At 72.9% G+C, this 16,181-nt stretch carries 18 protein-coding genes; 6 read left to right on the top strand and 12 right to left on the bottom strand.

Annotation, left to right across the window (positions count from 1 at the left end; translation table 11 throughout):
• Positions 1-140: 140 nt before the first annotated feature.
• The gene (locus ACZ4TR_RS20460; RefSeq protein WP_465288511.1) at positions 141-281 is read right to left on the bottom strand and encodes a hypothetical protein; all 141 of its coding nucleotides are present in this window, start codon (positions 279-281) and stop codon (positions 141-143) included.
• 491 nt (positions 282-772) lie between these two features.
• On the opposite strand from ACZ4TR_RS20460, the gene ACZ4TR_RS20455 reads away from it, so the two are divergent.
• Positions 773-940 carry a hypothetical protein gene (locus tag ACZ4TR_RS20455; protein ID WP_364520478.1) on the top strand — a complete coding sequence of 56 codons (168 nt, stop codon included), beginning with the start codon at positions 773-775 and terminating at the stop codon, positions 938-940.
• Positions 941-1,050: 110 nt separating this feature from the next.
• On the opposite strand, the gene ACZ4TR_RS20450 is transcribed toward ACZ4TR_RS20455, so the two are convergent.
• Both ACZ4TR_RS20450 and ACZ4TR_RS20445 read right to left on the bottom strand, forming a co-directional pair.
• Positions 1,051-2,007: a LuxR C-terminal-related transcriptional regulator gene (locus tag ACZ4TR_RS20450; protein ID WP_465288510.1), complete on the bottom strand. Its 957-nt coding sequence runs from the start codon at positions 2,005-2,007 to the stop codon at positions 1,051-1,053.
• Between the two features lie 146 nt (positions 2,008-2,153).
• Positions 2,154-2,576, bottom strand: coding sequence for a DUF5709 domain-containing protein (locus tag ACZ4TR_RS20445; RefSeq protein ID WP_364520474.1), 423 nt, complete (start codon positions 2,574-2,576; stop codon positions 2,154-2,156).
• A gap of 97 nt (positions 2,577-2,673) precedes the next feature.
• On the opposite strand from ACZ4TR_RS20445, the gene ACZ4TR_RS20440 reads away from it, so the two are divergent.
• A complete protein-coding gene (locus tag ACZ4TR_RS20440) occupies positions 2,674-3,507 on the top strand; it encodes a cyclase family protein (RefSeq protein ID WP_465288509.1) in 834 nt (277 codons plus the stop codon).
• 15 nt (positions 3,508-3,522) lie between these two features.
• Here the strand turns inward: ACZ4TR_RS20440 and ACZ4TR_RS20435 are convergent, their stop codons facing one another.
• The 4 genes from ACZ4TR_RS20435 to ACZ4TR_RS20420 form a co-directional block, all read right to left on the bottom strand.
• A complete protein-coding gene (locus ACZ4TR_RS20435) occupies positions 3,523-5,823 on the bottom strand; it encodes a putative bifunctional diguanylate cyclase/phosphodiesterase (RefSeq protein ID WP_465288508.1) in 2,301 nt (766 codons plus the stop codon).
• 95 nt (positions 5,824-5,918) lie between these two features.
• Positions 5,919-6,734, bottom strand: coding sequence for an ABC transporter permease (locus tag ACZ4TR_RS20430; RefSeq protein ID WP_465288507.1), 816 nt, complete (start codon positions 6,732-6,734; stop codon positions 5,919-5,921).
• Positions 6,724-7,629: an ABC transporter ATP-binding protein gene (locus ACZ4TR_RS20425; RefSeq protein ID WP_465288506.1), complete on the bottom strand. Its 906-nt coding sequence runs from the start codon at positions 7,627-7,629 to the stop codon at positions 6,724-6,726. Before ACZ4TR_RS20425 ends, ACZ4TR_RS20430 begins: the two co-directional genes overlap by 11 nt.
• Positions 7,526-8,080, bottom strand: coding sequence for a hypothetical protein (locus tag ACZ4TR_RS20420; RefSeq protein ID WP_465288505.1), 555 nt, complete (start codon positions 8,078-8,080; stop codon positions 7,526-7,528). The genes ACZ4TR_RS20425 and ACZ4TR_RS20420 overlap by 104 nt, the downstream gene beginning before the upstream one ends.
• Before the next feature lie 152 nt (positions 8,081-8,232).
• Here ACZ4TR_RS20420 and sigJ point away from each other — a divergent pair, with 152 nt between their 5' ends.
• The gene (gene sigJ / locus ACZ4TR_RS20415) at positions 8,233-9,075 is read left to right on the top strand and encodes an RNA polymerase sigma factor SigJ (protein ID WP_465288958.1); all 843 of its coding nucleotides are present in this window, start codon (positions 8,233-8,235) and stop codon (positions 9,073-9,075) included.
• A gap of 3 nt (positions 9,076-9,078) precedes the next feature.
• On the opposite strand, the gene ACZ4TR_RS20410 is transcribed toward sigJ, so the two are convergent.
• Positions 9,079-9,855, bottom strand: coding sequence for an SDR family NAD(P)-dependent oxidoreductase (locus ACZ4TR_RS20410; RefSeq protein WP_465288504.1), 777 nt, complete (start codon positions 9,853-9,855; stop codon positions 9,079-9,081).
• 85 nt (positions 9,856-9,940) lie between these two features.
• Here ACZ4TR_RS20410 and ACZ4TR_RS20405 point away from each other — a divergent pair, with 85 nt between their 5' ends.
• Positions 9,941-10,573 carry a TetR/AcrR family transcriptional regulator gene (locus ACZ4TR_RS20405; RefSeq protein ID WP_465288503.1) on the top strand — a complete coding sequence of 211 codons (633 nt, stop codon included), beginning with the start codon at positions 9,941-9,943 and terminating at the stop codon, positions 10,571-10,573.
• Here ACZ4TR_RS20405 and ACZ4TR_RS20400 read toward each other — a convergent pair.
• Positions 10,570-10,737, bottom strand: coding sequence for a hypothetical protein (locus tag ACZ4TR_RS20400; RefSeq protein ID WP_360681870.1), 168 nt, complete (start codon positions 10,735-10,737; stop codon positions 10,570-10,572). The two genes, ACZ4TR_RS20405 and ACZ4TR_RS20400, sit on opposite strands and share 4 nt — an antisense overlap.
• A 304-nt stretch (positions 10,738-11,041) precedes the next feature.
• Between ACZ4TR_RS20400 and ACZ4TR_RS20395 the strand changes: the two genes are divergently transcribed.
• Positions 11,042-12,001, top strand: coding sequence for a hypothetical protein (locus ACZ4TR_RS20395; protein ID WP_465288502.1), 960 nt, complete (start codon positions 11,042-11,044; stop codon positions 11,999-12,001).
• 3 nt (positions 12,002-12,004) lie between these two features.
• On the opposite strand, the gene ACZ4TR_RS20390 is transcribed toward ACZ4TR_RS20395, so the two are convergent.
• On the bottom strand, positions 12,005-14,329 hold the full coding sequence (locus tag ACZ4TR_RS20390) for a hypothetical protein (protein WP_465288501.1): 2,325 nt from the start codon (positions 14,327-14,329) through the stop codon (positions 12,005-12,007).
• A gap of 361 nt (positions 14,330-14,690) precedes the next feature.
• On the opposite strand from ACZ4TR_RS20390, the gene shbA reads away from it, so the two are divergent.
• Positions 14,691-15,320: an RNA polymerase sigma factor ShbA gene (shbA, locus tag ACZ4TR_RS20385; protein ID WP_364526514.1), complete on the top strand. Its 630-nt coding sequence runs from the start codon at positions 14,691-14,693 to the stop codon at positions 15,318-15,320.
• Between the two features lie 3 nt (positions 15,321-15,323).
• Here shbA and ACZ4TR_RS20380 read toward each other — a convergent pair whose 3' ends face one another.
• On the bottom strand, positions 15,324-15,626 hold the full coding sequence (locus ACZ4TR_RS20380) for a cupin domain-containing protein (RefSeq protein WP_364526494.1): 303 nt from the start codon (positions 15,624-15,626) through the stop codon (positions 15,324-15,326).
• A 20-nt stretch (positions 15,627-15,646) separates the two neighbouring features.
• Positions 15,647-16,144 carry a sigma-70 family RNA polymerase sigma factor gene (locus ACZ4TR_RS20375; protein WP_465288500.1) on the bottom strand — a complete coding sequence of 166 codons (498 nt, stop codon included), beginning with the start codon at positions 16,142-16,144 and terminating at the stop codon, positions 15,647-15,649.
• Positions 16,145-16,181: the final 37 nt, after the last annotated feature.

The raw sequence follows: 16,181 nt of genomic DNA, 5'->3' as shown, positions 1-16,181 counted from the left end.
CCCAGGCCGGGACCACTACAGCGCTCGTGGTCTGGATAGAGCGCCCCGCTGGGGCGTGGGTTGCGGGGGACCCACCAAATGTGGCGTTCGGTGCGTCAGACGCACCGAACGCCACATTGGGGCGCTGCGTGGCTCGCGGTTCAGCCGGGTGGGTCGTCGTCTGCGGGGTGGCGGCTCTGGACCCAGTGCAGGGTGTCGGCCTCGGGCCACCAGCCGGCCGGCTCCGGCCGGGGCCGCGCGCCCTCCTCGGCCCACCAGCGCGGGGGCGCCTCCTCACCCATGCCCTGACGGTAGGAGCGCAGCGCCCCCGGCACACCGGTCGAGGGCGGCCAACGTCCGGTTCCGGCCGGATTCGAGCGGGCTCCGACCGCGCGGACCGTGCCGGTCGGTGCGGACTCCGGGCCGCGCCCGGCCTCGGAATCCGGGCGCGGAACTCGGCCTCGGAATCCGGGCGCGGAACCGGCCTCGGAATCCGGGCGCGGAACTCGGCCTCGGAATCCGGGCGCGGAACTCGGCTTCGGAATCCGGGCGCGGAACTCGGCCTCGGAACCTGTGCCCGGCCGAGCGCGGAATCCGGCCTCGGAACCGTGCCCGGCCGGCCTCGAAACCCGCCTCGGAGCCTGTGCCCGGCCGAGCGCGGAACCTGCCTCGGAACCCGGCCTCCCCGCCCGCCGCTGGCCGGAAGCGGACAGTGGCCGAACCCGCCCCTGCCGGTGCACCGGGCCCCGGCCTTACGTTGACGGTGGAAGATCACCGCACGGGGAGGACCACCATGATCAAGCGAGCGCTGGCCGGATTGGCCGTGGCGGCGGTCATCGGGACGCTGGGCGCGCCGGTGGCGGCCGCGGCGTCGGGCAGCGGTGATCCCGCGGTCCGGCCTCCGGGGCAGTGCGTCTGGATCTGGACCGAGGGCCCGCCGCAGTGCAAGAAGCTGGAGTAGCCCAGCCCCGCCCGGGGCACAGGCCGAGCTGCGTCGGCCGGGGCAGGGGCCGACTCGCGTCGGCCTGAGCCCAGCACGCCCGGCCGGGCACAAGCTGAGCCGCGCGGGCGTCAGCCCAGCCAGCCCAGCCGGGTCGCGGCGAAGACCGCCGCCACCCGGTTGTCCGCCTGCAGGGCCTCCAGCAGTCCCTGCACGTGCCTGCGGACCGTCCGCTCGCTCACGTCCAGGTGCCGCGCGATCGCTCCGTCCGTCATGCCCGTCGCCAGCAGGTCGAGCACCTTCGCCTGGGTCGGGGTCAGCCCGTGGCGCGGCTGGGAATCCGGCCCCTGCACCGCGACCGCCTGGCTCCAGACCAGCTCGAACAGCATCCGCAACGACGCCACGATCGTCGGGCTGCGGATGAACAGCGCGCCGTCCATGCCGCTCGGGTCGAGCGGGACCAGCGCCGAATGGCGGTCCGCGATCACCATCTTCATCGGCAGCTCCGGCGCCACCCGCATGGTCCAGCCGGCGGCCACGCTCGCGTCGACGACCTCTTTCGCGCCCTCGAACTCCAGCGCCGCGCGCTCGTACACGTTGCGCAGGACGACCCCGCGCTCGGTCACCGCCTCCGGCAGCCGCATCACCGTGCCCGCGTCCGGCTTGCGCTTGAAGTGGCGCGTCGTGAACGTCAGGAACTCCTCGCGCGCGGACAGGCACAGCTCCAGCGACAGCGAGCCGATGCGCCGCGGGTCGGTCAGCACCTCGACGGCCGCGGTGCCGGCCGCGCCGTTCGCCGCCCGGTACACCGCCTGCAGCACGTCGAGCTGCTGGCGCGCCGCGACGATCTGGCGCTGCTGCTCCAGCAGCTGCTGCTGCGCGCCGAGGATGGCGTGGTCGACCGCGCGCACCGGCTCCATCGGCGCGATCACCGGGTCGTCGCGGTAGTCGCGGCGCGCGAACCCGCGGTCGAGCAGCTCCCGCATCTCCGGGCTCTCGGCCCGCGGGTCGTCCAGCGGTAACGGCCCGGTGCGCACCATCGCGTCGTACAGCGCGCCCGCGCCGGGTGTCAGCAGCCCCTCGAGCATCCCGTGTCCCCTTCCGGCAGGGCGGGCGGGTCCGGCCGGATCCGGACATGACCGCTCTGCCGCCTACCCCACGCGCCGGACGGGGGAAAGGATTAGGCCGGTCGCGAAATCGGGGCCGGACCCGTCGAGGGGGCGGGTCCGGCTCGTCACCAGCGCCGAGACGGGTCGATCACGTGGACGGCTGCTTCCTCCGCCGACGCCGCGCCGCCGTCGATGCCCGCGTCGGACGCGTACAGCTCTTCGTCGGTGTCGGCGCCGAAGCCCTCGTCCGTCGCCACCAGGCGGCCCGCGCGGACGTCGCCGACCTCGTCGTCGATCAGCTCGCCGTCGGTGTCTTCGCTGTCGCCGAGACCGTCACCCTCGTCGGACGCGAGGTCCGGGACCTCGCGGGCCAGCCGGCCTTCCCAGCTCTCGCCCTCGGCGGTCTCGCGCGCGGTCGTGCCCCAGTCCTCGGTTTCCCGCGGGCGTTCCGGCGGCGAGTACCCCTCCGCCAGCTCGTCGCGGTCGTCCAAGGTGTCCTCGGGGTCGAGGATGCCTTCGTCGGCGTGGTCTTCGATGTCGTCGTTCATGCGCCCATCCTCGCTCAGCTCCTTGGCCCCGCGTGGCTCGGGTGATATCACCGTGCAGGCACACCGCACGGGCGGTGTTCCGGTGAAAGGGGTCCCCATGCCGATGAGACGCAGGGTGCTGGCCGCCGGGCTGGCCGGGGTGTTCGGCGCCGCGCTGTCCGGGCGGACCGCCCAGGCCGCCCCAGCCGCGACAGCACCGCCGGTCCGGCTCGACCAGCTGAAGCTGGTGAACCTCTCGCACGTCAACGATCCCGCCACGACGAACGTCTTCCCCGGCGACCCGGCCTTCGAGCTGGAAACCATCGCCACCATCCCGGACGACGGCTACTACCTGCAGTTCGTCCGCGAAGGCGAGCACACCGGCACGCACTGGGGTGCGCCGGGCCACTTCACCACCGGCGAACCCTTGGCCGACGACATGGACCCCGCGGATCTGTTCCGGCCCGCCGTGAAGATCGACATAAGAGCGAAGGCCGCGGGCAACCCCGACTACGGCGTCACGATCGACGACCTCAAGGCCTGGGAGAAGCGCCACGGCCGGATCCCCGACGAGTCCGTCGTCGTGCTCTGGACCGGCTGGGACGCGAAGTGGGGCACCCCGGCCTACCCGAACACCGACGCCGACGGCGTGCTGCACCAGCCCGGGTTCTCGATCCCGGCGGTCGAGTGGCTGATCGACACCGGACGGCTCGGCCGCCGCGGCGGCACGGGTACCGACACGTTCAGCCCGGACGTCGGCACCGACGAGACGTACACGGTGTCGAAGCTGGTCTACCGGCGGCACCGGATCAGCCTGGAGATCCTGGCGAACCTGAAGGCCCTGCCGACGACGGGGGCGTGGGTGCTGGCGGGCGGCCCGATCAACCGCAACGGCGCGGGTTCGACGGCGACGATCTTCGGCGTCCTCCCACCCGGAGTCCGCGCGGACTGAGCGGTCACCCGGCTCCTAACCCGCGGGGATCGCCGACAGCCGGAGGGCCGAGAGCGGAGCGGGGCGGCCGTAGAGGTAGCCCTGCGCGGTGGTGCACCCCGCCGCGGTGACCAAGGAAGCCTGCTCGGCCGTCTCGATCCCCTCGGCGACCACGTCCAGCTCGAGATCCGCGCACAGCCCGACCAGCGACCGGCACAGCGCCGCGTCGCGCTCCGGCTGCACCCCCGTCGTCAACGCCCGGTCCAGCTTGATCAGGTCGACCGGCAGCGCGTGCAGCACCGTCAGGGAGCTGTACCCCGCGCCGAAGTCGTCCAGCGCCACCCGCACGCCCAGCTCCTGCAACCGCCGGATCGCGCCCGCCCCCGCCGCCAGGTCCGGGACCGGCACCGTCTCGGTGATCTCGACGACGAGCCGGGACGCCGGCAGCCGGTAGCGGTCCAGCGCGGAAGCGACGCTCCGCTCCAGCGCGGCCGCGCCGAGGCGGCTCGCGCACACGTTCACGTGCACCGTGAGGTCCAGCCCGGCCGTCGTGATCTCGCGGCACGCCAGGTCCAGCACCAGCGCGTCCAGCTCGGCGCCGAGGCCCGCGCTCTCGGCCGCGCGGACGAACGTCTCGGGCGAGACCGCCGTGCCGTCGCGCGCGGTCCAGCGGGCCAGCGCCTCGACGGCCACCGGGGCCTCGTCGGCCAGCCGGACGATCGGCTGGAACACCAGGTTGAAGCCCTCCGGAACACCGCCCGAAGCCCGCCGCAACGCCGACGGGAAGTCCGGCGGCCCGTCCTGCGACGGGCGGTAGACGACGGTCGTGTCCTTGCCCAGCCGCTTGCTCGCGTACATCGACGTGTCCGCGCGGCCCAGCAGGACGTCCGACGTCACCAGCGGCTCGGCCGGGTCCGGCACCACCAGGCCCATGCTCGCGCGGACCGGGACGAGCGTGCCGTGCACCGCGAACGGCCGCCGCAGCGCGCCCTGGATCCGGTCGGCGACCGCCTGCGGCGCGTCCACCTCGCCTTCCAGCAGGATCGCGAACTCGTCGCCACCCAGGCGCGCGACCGTGTCGCCCGCGCGCACGCAGCTCAGCAGCCGCTGCGCGACGGCGTGCAGCAGGACGTCGCCGCCCGCGTGCCCGAACCGGTCGTTGACCTCCTTGAAGTCGTCGAGGTCGACGAAGATCAGCACGAGCGGCCGGTCGACGGTCTCCACGGCCCGGTCCAGCCGGTCGGCGAACAGCGCGCGGTTGGCCAGCCCGGTCAACGGGTCGTGGTACGCCTGATGGGTCAGCTGCTGCTGTCCGTCGTAGACCCGGCGCAGCAGCAACCTGTTGTCCAGCAAGGAAAGCAGCTGCCGGGCGAGCACGAGGAACACCACCAGCACGCCGACGAACACCTCGACGCCGTCCGGTCCGGCGCCGGCCAGCAGCTGGCCGGTGATCAGCAGCGCCACCGCCGTCACCGGGACGTACGGCAGCGCCAGCTGCCACCAGTCGACCCCGCCCGCCGGGCTCACGTCGTCGTGCCGCCGCTGCCCCGGCGTCACCGACAGGGCGAAGGCGATGAACAGCGGCCCGAGCACGAACCCGCCGTCGGACCACGGCTTCATGCTCTCCGCGCCGATGCTGACCAGGTAGGCGAACACGCTGTCGGAGGCGGCCAGCGCGACGATCCCGACGGCGGCCAGCAGCAGGTTCCTGCGGTAGGGCCGGTCCACCCGGTCGAACACGACCAGCAGCACGGCGACGACCACGATCACCAGGTCCGAGAGCGGGTAGGAGATGGCGACGGCCCAGGTCGGCTTGTCCGGCGCGGTGGCCCGGACCAGCTGCCCGAGCGCCGCGGTCCAGGTGAGGATGAACAGCGAGCCGGTGACGATCAGGCCGTCGAGCACCACCGCCACGCCGAAGTGCGCGGTCCACTGCGCGGGCTGCCAGCGTTCGCGGTCCGGCCGGATCCGCGCCCGGGCCAGGACGAAGAGGGCGGCGAGCGCGAACACCGGGAAGCTGAGGTAGCCGACGTCGGCCAGGGACGGCGACGGCAGCCCGCGCCCGTCGATCAGCTGGTACCACGACCAGACGCACTGGCCGAGCGACCAGCCGGTCATGCCGATCGCCACGAGCACCCGCCACCACCGCTGGTGCCCCCGGACCCGGCGCGCGACCAGGACGCCGCAGACGACCGCGCCGACCCCGGCGCTCAGCTGCAGGGCGTCGTCGACCCACAGGGCGAAGGTGTCGCCCCAGAACGCGAAACCGTTCACCACGACCAGCGCCAGCGTCATGACGACGAGCAGGACCGCCACCGGGTACCGCCGCACTGTCATGGCACCTCACGTGGCTCACCCGCCGTCGGACCGGCAAACACTACACCGCGCGCACGGCGGTACCGGTTCACCGCACCGGTGGCCGGTACCCCGCATCAGGCGATGTCACGGCGGTGCAGCAGCCAGCCGCCGAGTACCGCGAACGCGATCAGGTAAGCGGCCAGCACGACGGTGGCCTGCCCGGAGCCGACGATCGGGTCGACGCCCGGCGCGCTCGCCCCGAACGCCGCCGCGAGCGCGCCCGCGTTCGGCCCGGGGAGGGCCTTCTGCAGCTGCGCGACCCAGTCCAGCAGGGGTGCGGCGATCGACGCGAGGAGGTTCTGCACGGCCAGCAGCCACACCAGGCCGAGCCCGATCGGCAGCGCGACCGACCGCAGGCCGATCGCGAGCAGGACGCCGAGCGCGCCCCACATCGTCGTGACGAGCCAGCCGGCGCCGAGGCCCAGCAGGACGTCCCGCACCGGCGGCCAGACCAGCGCCTGGTCCTTCAGCGCCGCGACGAGCACGCTCGCGCCCGCCGTCGCGGCGAACAGCGCGAGCACGACGGCCAGCGCCCCGATCGCGACGGTGACCAGCTTCGCGGCGAAGACGGCGACGCGTGACGGGTGCTGCACCAGGACCGTCTTCCACGTGCCGTAGCCGTATTCGCTGCCCGCCACCAGCACGCCGAAGATCAGCGCGAGGGCCCCGACGAAGACCGGCAGCCCGCCCAGCGCGCTGCCGACGAACGCGCCGGGCAGCATCGCGGCCAGCCCGCGACCGGAGCCCGGGGGACCGGCGGCGCCGCTGAGCCCGGCGTACGGGACGGCGTAACCGAAGGTCAGCGACAGCACGACGGCGACGGCCAGCAGCAGCCAGCTCGCGGGGCGGCGCGCCTGCTTGGTCAGCTCGGCGCGGATGTCACGCAGCATGGCCGGTACCTCCGGTCAGGGCGAGGAAGGTCTGTTCGAGGTCGGGTTCGCGCCAGCGCAGCTCGGTGACGGTGACCCCCGCGCCGACGAGCTCGGCGTTGACGCGCCCGGCTTCACCCGGGTCGACGTCGAGTTCGAGGGCATTCCCCTCGACGCGGACGCCGCCGTACAACCGGCGCAAGTGGTCGCGGGCCCGCTCGAGCGGCTCCGCGACGACGCGCAGCGCCCCGCCCGCCCGCAGGTCCTCGACGGTGGTTTCGCTGACGAGCCGGCCGTGGTCGAGGACGCCGACGCGGTCGCAGATCTGCTCGACCTCGGCCAGCAGGTGACTGGACAGCAGCACGGTGCAGCCGTCGGCGGCGAGCTTGCGGAGGGTGACCCGCATGTCGGCCATTCCGGCCGGGTCGAGGCCGTTGGTCGGCTCGTCGAGCACGACCAGCTCGGGGTCCTTCAGCAGCGCGGCGGCCAGGCCGAGCCGCTGCTTCATGCCGAGCGAGTACGTCGAATACCGGTCCTTCGCGCGGTCTGCGAGGCTGACGATGTCGAGCACGGCGTCGACGCGGGTGCGCCGCACGCCGGCGTGGTCGGCGAAGACCCGCAGGTTGGCCCGGCCGGACAGGTACGGGTAGAAGGCCGGGCCTTCGATCAGCGCGCCGACGCGGGCGAGGCTGCCGGGCCCGGGTTCGGCGCCGAGCACCCGGACGCGGCCGGCGGTCGGCCGGATCAGGCCGAGCAGCATCCGCAGCGTGGTCGTCTTGCCGGCGCCGTTCGGGCCGAGGAAGCCGTAGACCTCACCGGCGTGCACCGACAGGTTCAGGTCCTCGACCGCGGCGGCCGGTCCGTAGCGTTTGGTCAGGGCGGTTGTTCGAACGGGCAGAGCGACGGGCAGGGGCATGGGATTCCTTCCGGACGCGGCCCCACGGCTTGAAGACCGAGAGGACGCTGGCGAACAGCAAGAGCGCGGGCGCGACGACGACGGGGTAGAGCAGGCCTTCGGGGTGCTCCACGGCCTCGTCGATCCCGGGCCGCAGCGCGAAGAGGATCAGCAGCGCCATCAGGACGTTGACGGCCAGCTTCACGGCAACCCACCAGTACCGGACGAGGCCGTACTTGCTCCCTAGCCCGAGCACGACACCGCTGGCGAGCGTGAGCAGCGCGGCGACCAGCATCGGCCAGACGGCGAAGAGGCCGAGCGCCCGCAGGCTGGTCGCGACGACGGCGGCGTCGTCCGAGATCAGCGCGGTGCAGACCAGGATGCCGAGCACGGCGTCCATCCCGATCCACAGGCCCGCCGAGAAGATGTGCGCCACCAGGTACCACTTCCGGGCCCGGGGCTTGAGCGTCATGGTGCCTCCTTTCGGGATGGCTCAATGGTGGTGATCCGGCGGGCCCCGGTCGTCCGCCGACGTACGGCACTTGCGCCTACGCCGGATCGCGTACGCCGGTGTCACAGATGCGCGCCGGGACTCGTCAGGGGCGTGTGAGCGAGAACGACGTGATGATCGAGCGGCCGCGGCTGATCGCGATCGCCTACCGGCTGCTGGGTTCCCTGAGCGACGCCGAGGACGTCGTCCAGGAGGCGTACGGCCGGTGGTACGCCCTGTCCGCGCGGCAGCGGGACGCGGTCGACCGGCCCGGCGCGTGGCTGACGACCGTCGCGAGCCGGATCTGCCTGGACCTGCTGGGCTCGGCGCGGGTCCGCCGGGAGCGGTACGCCGGCGAGTGGATCCCGGAGCCGGTGCCGTCGGACAGCCTCGCGGACCCGGCGGAGCTGCTGCTGCTCGAGGAGTCGATCACGATGGCGTTCCTCGTCGTGTGCGAGGCGATGACGCCGGCGGAGCGGGTGGCGTTCGTCCTGCACGACGTGTTCGGCTACCCGTTCTCCGACGTGGCTTCGGTGCTGGGACGCACTTCGGCGGCGTGCCGTCAGCTCGCGACGTCGGCCCGGCGCCGCCTCCGTCCCGCTCCGTCGCCTTCCCCGGCGCGGAGCACCGAGGTCGTCCGGGCGTTCAAGAAGGCCTGGGAAGCCAAGGACATCGCGGGCCTGGTCGGGCTCCTGGACCCGTCGGTCGTCGCGGTCGCCGACGGTGGCGGCCTCGCCAGTACGGTGGCGCACCCGGTCGAGGGCGGGGAGCAGGTGGCGCGCTACACCGTGCGGATCACCGAGCGGGTCCCCGCCATGAAACTGCGGGAGCGGGTGGTGAACGGCCGGCCCGGGCTGGTGGCCGAGCGCGACGGCGTGGTTGAGACGGTGCTGGCGTTCGACGTGGCGGACGGGGTGATCAGGCGGATCTGGGCGGTGCGGAACCCGGAGAAGCTCCGGCCGTGGCAGGCGGCGTAGCGCTCACGGGCCGCCGTCGACCGGCAGGCCGGCGCCGGTGACGAAGCGGGCGGCGTCGGAGGCCAGGAACACGACGGCGCCGGCCAGGTCGGTGACCTCGCCGGACGCGGGCCGGGTGCCCGGCTCCGGCGAGCCCAGCCCGGGGTAGACGCAGTTGACGCGCACGTCGTAGCCGAGCTTCCCGGCCTCCGCCGCGGCCACCCGGGTCAGCCGGTCGACCGCGGACTTCGTCGCCGAGTAGCCGGCGATGCCGGGAAAGGCGACGGTCGCGGCGACCGACGCGAGGTTGACGACCGCGCCGCCGTGGCCGGCCGCGCCGCCCGGGCGCATCGCGCGGAAGGCGTGCTTGATGCCGAGCGCGGTACCGAGGACGTTGACGTCGAGCATCCGCCGCAAGCCCGCCGGGTCCAGGTCGGCGAGCGGGCCCGCGATTTCGACGTCGGCGTTGTTGACCACGATGTCCAGGCCGCCGAGCTCGGCGATGGTCTCGCCCACGGCCTGCGCCCAGCTCGCGTCGTCGGTGACGTCGAGCCGGACGAACGCGGCGGCGGCGCCGGTCTGCTTGAGCGCGTCCGCGGTCGCGCGGCCCAGGTCCTCCCGGACGTCGGCGATCACCACCGCGGCGCCGGCCTCGGCCAGCGCTCCGGCCAGGCCGGCCCCCAAGCCGCCCGCGCCGCCGGTGACCAGCGCCGCGCGCCCGGACAGGTCGTGCCGCCCCATGGACACCTCCTCCTCGAGCCGGTCGGCGCTCAGCATCTCCGGGGCCTGGACGGTCGTCAAGGGTCTCTTGGACGCTTGTCAAGGAAAAGCTGGTCAAGTGCTCGATAGACTGGATCCGGCAACGACTACGTGACGGACGGTGCAGGTGACAGAGGCGAAGGAGCGGACCCGGGACCGGATCTCGCGCCGCCAGGTGGACAAGTTCGCCGACCGGCGCGCCCAGCTCGCGGCGTCTGCGCTGCAGACGCTGGCCGAGCTCGGCTACGCGCGCACCAGCCTGCGGGAGATCGCGCAGAACTCGGAGTTCTCGCACGGCGTGCTGCACTACTACTTCACCGACAAGGTCGACCTGCTGACCCACTGCGTGCGGCAGTTCGAGGAAGTGTGCGTCACCCGGTACGACGAAATCGTCGCCGGCGCGCGGACGGCGGCCGACCTGGAACGCGACTTCGCGGCGGCGATGGCCGCGACGCTGCGCGCGGACGCCAAGATGCACCGCCTCTGGTACGACCTGCGCAACCAGAGCCTGTTCGAGGAGTCCTTCCGCGCCGACGTGCTGGAGATCGACCAGCGCCGCGAGGAGATGATCCACCACGTCGTCGCGCGCTACGCCGAGTTGGCCCCGGCTTCGGCCGCCGTGCCGCAGGCCGTCGCCTACGCGCTGCTCGACGGCCTGTTCCAGCAGGCCCTGCTCCGGCACCTGGCCGGTGAGGAGGAAGCCGCGGCCGGGCTCGAACGGGCGGTCCCGTCCGTGCTCGCGCGCATCGTTTCCGGCTAGGGGCCCAGGCGCTGGTGCAGGGTCTGCGGCGCCGGCACGACGAAGACGATCGCCGTCGCGACCACCCCGACGAACAGCGACAGGTGCGCCGCGGCCGGCACGGCGCTGACCAGGAACAGCCGCAGCGACCCCGAGACCAGCAGGCGCCACATCTTCGGGTTCATGATCAACAAGTACCCCGGTCCGCTCCCGGCCACGCCACGATCACCCGCAGGAGTGGCTCGGCGGTGGCCGGGTATTCGACGCTTTCGACACGGCCGGGCGAGGGCGTCCCGGGCCGGTCGTTTTCCGATGCGAAATCGGTGCGGCCCCCAAGAATGCGGCGGCCGGGAAGGGTTTCCCGTTTCACGTGGCGGCGGGTCCGGAAACCGCGGGATAACGATCCGTTTGCCGCCCCATGATCGACTGGACATCCGCGTCGGGGCTGACGACTATTGATCCCCGTGCGGGAACGGCGAGGGAGGAACGGTGGACCTCAGTGCGGCGGATGTGGTCGGCGAGCTGAAGGTCCTGCGCAAAGGGAGGGGAATTTTCACCACACCGCTCGCGGATCGCGTCGGACCCGCTTTGCGCGCCACGTGTGGCATTTTGGAAGATGACGACTCGGTGGCCATGAGGCGTAAACTCACGGACCGATTGCGGCCACTGGTCGAGTCGTTGCCGGACGATCTGAAGATCGCGTTGCGGGCGGCGTTCGCACTCGACGAGCGGGCGCGGAAGCCGTTTTACCAGGAACGGGTGCACTGGGCGGCGATCACGCTCGACCGCGACGACCGGACGGTCCGGCGGCGGATCGACGAAGGAATCGAGCAGGTCGCGGCAATGGCCGTGGCGGCCGGTGCCCCGGATGCGCGGCCGCGCTATCCGAGCCGGAGTTGGCACACCGAAGAACTGCGCGTCACCCTCGCACTCGACCAGCCGGTGGCCGAGGCGTTCGAATTCCGCCGGGTGGTCGCCGACGCGGACGAAATCGCCGAGCTGGACCTGGCACTGACGCTCACCGCGGCCGCGGAATCGGGCGTTTCGGTACGCGAGTCGGATCTGGCGGTCGATGTGTTCCACGGCGGTGTGCTCGCCGGCCGGGAGATGGAGTCGAGTGACCGGTTCGGGCTGGCGTTGCGGTTGCCGGAGCCGCTGCGACGCGGTGAGCGCCACGACATCGGACTGCGATTCCGGGCGAACATGCGGGAACCGCATTACATCTGCGTGCCGCGGCACCCGTGCGATCTGTTCGACCTGCACGTCCGGTTCGGCGATCGGGTGCCGGGCCGGATCGTGCTGCTGGAAAAGGCGTTCCAGAACGACACGCGCTCCCCGCGCGGCGCGGTGCTGGAGACCGACGACGCGGGTGAGGTGCACGTCCGGTTCCGGCACCTCGCGCCGGGCTTCGCCTACGGGATCAGCTGGCAGCCGGCCGGCGCCGGGTGAACGTCAGGGCCAGACCGGCCGTTCGAGTGCGTGGAGCGCGGACACGAACGGCTCGGGCAGCCGGACGACCTGCTTGGCGGCCCGGGCCTTGGCGGCCAGCGCGGGGCTGACGCCGGGCGCGGATTCGGCGTCGCGGGCGGCGTCGTCGACGAGTGCCGTCGCGCGCTCGAGCGGGCCGCGGCCGCCGAGGGCGAGCGCGAGGCCGAGGTCGAGGCGGGTCTCGAGGGTTTCCGGGTGGGCCCGGCCCAGCAGCCGGATCTGCGGTTCGCGGATGCCTTCGAGCAGGTCGGCCTGGCGATCGAACGCGCGCAGCCGGGCGTGCGCGAGACCCATGGCGTGGCGGATCCGGAGGTGCAGCAGGTGGTCGTCGCCCAGGGCGCGGCGGACGATCCGCTCGATCCCGGCCAGCTTCTCCAGCGCCTGCCGCGGTTGGCCTCCGGCCAGCAAGGCGCGTCCGGCGTGGACCGACGCGGTCAGCGTCAGGGGGCTTTCGCTGCCGTATCGGTGGGCGTAGGTCTTCTCGAGTTCGGCCGGTTCTTCGCCGGCCATAGCTGCTTCGGCTTGGATCACCTGCGCGTCGGGACAGTCTTCGATGCCCGCGGCGACGTCTCCTGCTCGCTTCGGCTGCCCGGCCTGGAAGAGGTTCCGGGCGTACTCGAGGGTCAGGTCGTCGCGGAGCGGGCCGGGGCCGGCGAGCGCGGGTTCGAGGAGGGCGACGGCCTCGCGGGGGTGGCCGCGCAGCCGGCGGGCTTTCGCCGCGTGGCGGCGTTCTTCGCCGGTGGCCGGGAGGTGGGTGTGCCAGAACGTCCGGTCGGCTTCGGCGTAGTCGCCCCGGCTGTCGAGGGCTTGGGCCGCGACCAGGGCGGCTTCGTGGTCGCCGGGGGTCAGGACGAGGGCCTGCCGCGCGTGCCCGAGGGCTTCGGCGTCGAGCCCGCAGGCGAGTTCGACCCGGGCCGCGGCGGTGAAGTCCGCGCAGGCCGCCTCGCCGGTCGAGAGGACGACGGCGTGGATTTCCCCGGCGGCGGCGGGATCCCCGTGCGCTTCGTGCGCGGCGGCGAGGGGACGCAGGAGCGCGACCCGGTGAGTGGCGCTGTGGTCGGCTAGTACGCGGGCGTGCTGGAGCAGGAGATGCCGCCGGACGGCGGTGGTCTGGTCCTCGGCCGAAGCGCCGCTGTCGGTCAGTGCGGCGAGGACCGCTTCCGCCGCCCGGTCCGCGCCCGGCTTCCCGAACGCGCCGCACGCGACCTCCATCGCGAGCGCCTGCAGCCGCACGTTCCCGTCCACCCACGTCGCGAACCCCTGCGCGGCCAGTTCCGCCACCGCCGCCTCGAACTCGGCGGGGTCCGCCGCACCCCGAGCCACCTCCGGCGGGATCGGGGCCGGGGCCAGGACCCCGCCCAGCCGCACCACCTCGCGAGCCGGCCGGCCGAGCCGGACGAGCACCTCCCGGATGGCGTGGGGCGCCGTGTCCGGCAGGGTGTCCGGCGACGTCCCGGGCCGCTCCCGCAAGGTGAACGCGGTGGCCCGCAACGTCATCGGATGGCCGTCGCAGCGGGCGACGAAACCCCGGTCCGGCGCGCCCAGTACCCGCAAACCCTCCTCGAGCGGCAGGCCCGGCACCTCCACCGTCGCCCCCGGCCCGCGGGCGCGCCGGCTCGTGAGCAGCGTGCGGACCCGGCGCGCCGGCAGCACGACCCGGTCGAGGACACCCGGTGGCAGCCCGGCCGGGACGTCGTCGACCAGCACCAGCACCCGCTCGCCCGCCGTCTCGATCGTGCGGGCCAGCCGGGTGCGCACCCGGTCGAACCCGAGTCCGGACGTGCCCGCCGCCGTCGCGAGGGCCAGGTGGAACTGCGGGAGGAAGTCGTCCGGGTCGAGGTGGCCGAACGGGCCCGTCCGCAGCACCCGGCCCCCGGACCGGCCGAAGAGACCCGCGTACTGCTCGGCCAGGGTCGTCTTGCCGACGCCCGCCGGCCCGGTGAGCGAAACCGTCCGGCGCGCGACGAGTTCCCGGTGGATCGCCGCCAACGAGGAAAGCCCGGGACCCACGGAAACGGCGGAACGAACCCGCCGGACGAGGTCCGCCAGCGATTCTCCTGGAACGAGCGTCAGCACGCGGTCCGTGCGCAGACGGGACGGAAGATCGGCGAGCAGAACGCGACACGCCGCCAGTTCCCGGGCGCAGAGATCGAAATCATCGAACGGATCAGCGCGGAAAACGCGCAGCCCGTCGGCGCGCAACGCCTTCTCCGCTGGGTCGGCCGCCGCGGAACACAAGAACACGTCGAACCGGGCGGCGGCCGTCGCGGGGGTCCCGGTGGCGTTCAATGGGTGATCATGGCTTCGGTTCCTGACGGTCGGGTCGAGTCACGCGGCAAGGATCGGAACGCGGCCCGGATTCGCTACCGGACACCCCGCGACGGCAGGATCTGTCCACTAATTGACCCGAGCGCGGGGGAGGACCGCCGGGTAACACGGGTGGCCCGTTAGTGGTTAACGGACAATATCTGGACAAGAACCACACCACTGCAACGTTGCTGGTCAGCGGCTCGATTACTCCGGTTGTCGGACCGAAAATCGTGGGAAGCGGATTGAAGAATCGTCCCCGGACCATTGTGGGCTCTGGTGGGCGACGGGTTACCCGAGAGCGGTCCGGTGGACGATGCGAGGAGGGAAACCCGTGGACACCATGACGGCGGAGACGGCGGTCGAAGGCTACGTCGTGCTCGACGAGCTGCCGCGTCCGGACGGCAAGCTGACGAAGGAGCAGCTCGACCCTTTCGTGGCGGCGGCGCGTGCCGGCGACCCGGACGCGGTCCAGGCGCTGCTGCGGCTGATCAAGCCGACGGTCGTGCGCTACTGCCGCGCCCGGATCGGCGGGCGCGACCTGTCGTACCTGTCGGCCGACGACGTCGCGCAGGAGGTCTGCCTGGCCGTGCTGAAGGTGCTGCCCGGCTACCAGGACCGCGGTGGTTCGTTCCTGTACCTGGTGCGGGCGATCGCGGCGAACAAGGTCGCCGACGCGTTCCGCTCGGTGGCGCGCGACCGGTCGAAGCCCGTGTCGGAGCTGCCGGACCGGCCGCTGGGCGGCAACGAGCCGGAAAGCCACGTGCTGGAGCTGGACCTCGGCGCGCGGCTGGGGCGGCTGATGGCGTCGCTGCCGCCGCTGCACCAGGAGATCCTGTCGCTGCGGATCGTCGTCGGCCTGTCGGCGAACGAGACGGCGGAGGCGCTGGGCATCTCGGCGGGCAACGTCCGCATCACCCAGTACCGCGCCCTGACGAAGCTGCGCGCGATGATCCCCGAGGGCGGGCTCTGAGGGTCACTCCAGCCATTCGGTGATGAAGTGGTCGCTCTCGTGGATGTGCACGGCCTCGTAGACACCGGGGCCGAGCACCGCGAACTTGTGCGGGGTGCCGGCCGGGACGACCAGCACGTCCCCGGCGCCGCCGTCGCGCTGCTCGTCGCCGACGGTGAACCGGGCCCGCCCCCGGATGATGACGAACGTTTCGGTGTAGGGGTGCCGGTGCAGGCGCGGCCCGGAACCGACGACGTCGCTGCTTTCGCGGATGACGGAGATCCCGGACCCGACATCGCGTCCTTCGAAGTTCTCGCTGTCGCTCACCTGGCCAGCGTAGCGCCGGCTCAGCCCCCGACGACCTTCCTCAGCTGGCTGAGCGCCCGGTGCTGGGCGACCCGCACCGCACCCGGCGTCGAGCCGACCAGCTCCGCCGTCTCCTCCGCCGACAGGCCGACCGCCACGCGCAGGACCACGATCTCCCGCTGCTTCTCCGGCAGGACTTGAAGCAGCTTCGCCATGCGCTCGCCCAGTTCGCGACGCAGCGCGTGGTACTCCGGGTCGAGGGTGGCGTCGCTCTCCTCGGGCAGCTCGGCCACCGGCTCGTCCCACTGGCGCGCCGCGGCCTTGCGGGCGGCCTCGACCTTGTGCCGGGCGATGCCGCAGACGAAGTTCGGGAACGGCCGCTCCGGCGGCCGCCGCGGCATCGCCTTGAACAGTGCGACGCAGACGTCCTGCGCGACATCGTCGGCGGATCCCGCATCGAGGCGGGCGCGGCAGTAGCGCACGACGAGCGGCCGCGCGGCGGCCAGCAAGCGATCCGGGGCTTCGTTCACCGTGGTCATGACTTCCCTCCGTCAGGCCAGGAGGACTACCCGTTTT

The sequence above is a fragment of the Amycolatopsis sp. NPDC028719 genome (genome assembly GCF_055565395.1).
Note: the sequence above shows the minus strand (reverse complement) of the source record. Positions and strands in the feature narration are given on the sequence as shown.

Coding starts and splice junctions, on each gene's coding strand:
- ACZ4TR_RS20375 (WP_465288500.1), bottom strand. CDS start 16,144: ATGACCACGGTGAACGAAGCCCCGGATCGCTTGCTGGCCGCCGCGCGG.
- shbA (WP_364526514.1), top strand. CDS start 14,691: ATGACGGCGGAGACGGCGGTCGAAGGCTACGTCGTGCTCGACGAGCTG.
- ACZ4TR_RS20455 (WP_364520478.1), top strand. CDS start 773: ATGATCAAGCGAGCGCTGGCCGGATTGGCCGTGGCGGCGGTCATCGGG.
- ACZ4TR_RS20460 (WP_465288511.1), bottom strand. CDS start 281: ATGGGTGAGGAGGCGCCCCCGCGCTGGTGGGCCGAGGAGGGCGCGCGG.
- ACZ4TR_RS20430 (WP_465288507.1), bottom strand. CDS start 6,734: ATGCTGCGTGACATCCGCGCCGAGCTGACCAAGCAGGCGCGCCGCCCC.
- ACZ4TR_RS20425 (WP_465288506.1), bottom strand. CDS start 7,629: ATGCCCCTGCCCGTCGCTCTGCCCGTTCGAACAACCGCCCTGACCAAA.
- ACZ4TR_RS20435 (WP_465288508.1), bottom strand. CDS start 5,823: ATGACAGTGCGGCGGTACCCGGTGGCGGTCCTGCTCGTCGTCATGACG.
- ACZ4TR_RS20450 (WP_465288510.1), bottom strand. CDS start 2,007: ATGCTCGAGGGGCTGCTGACACCCGGCGCGGGCGCGCTGTACGACGCG.
- sigJ (WP_465288958.1), top strand. CDS start 8,233: ATGATCGAGCGGCCGCGGCTGATCGCGATCGCCTACCGGCTGCTGGGT.
- ACZ4TR_RS20445 (WP_364520474.1), bottom strand. CDS start 2,576: ATGAACGACGACATCGAAGACCACGCCGACGAAGGCATCCTCGACCCC.
- ACZ4TR_RS20420 (WP_465288505.1), bottom strand. CDS start 8,080: ATGACGCTCAAGCCCCGGGCCCGGAAGTGGTACCTGGTGGCGCACATC.
- ACZ4TR_RS20400 (WP_360681870.1), bottom strand. CDS start 10,737: ATGAACCCGAAGATGTGGCGCCTGCTGGTCTCGGGGTCGCTGCGGCTG.
- ACZ4TR_RS20440 (WP_465288509.1), top strand. CDS start 2,674: ATGCCGATGAGACGCAGGGTGCTGGCCGCCGGGCTGGCCGGGGTGTTC.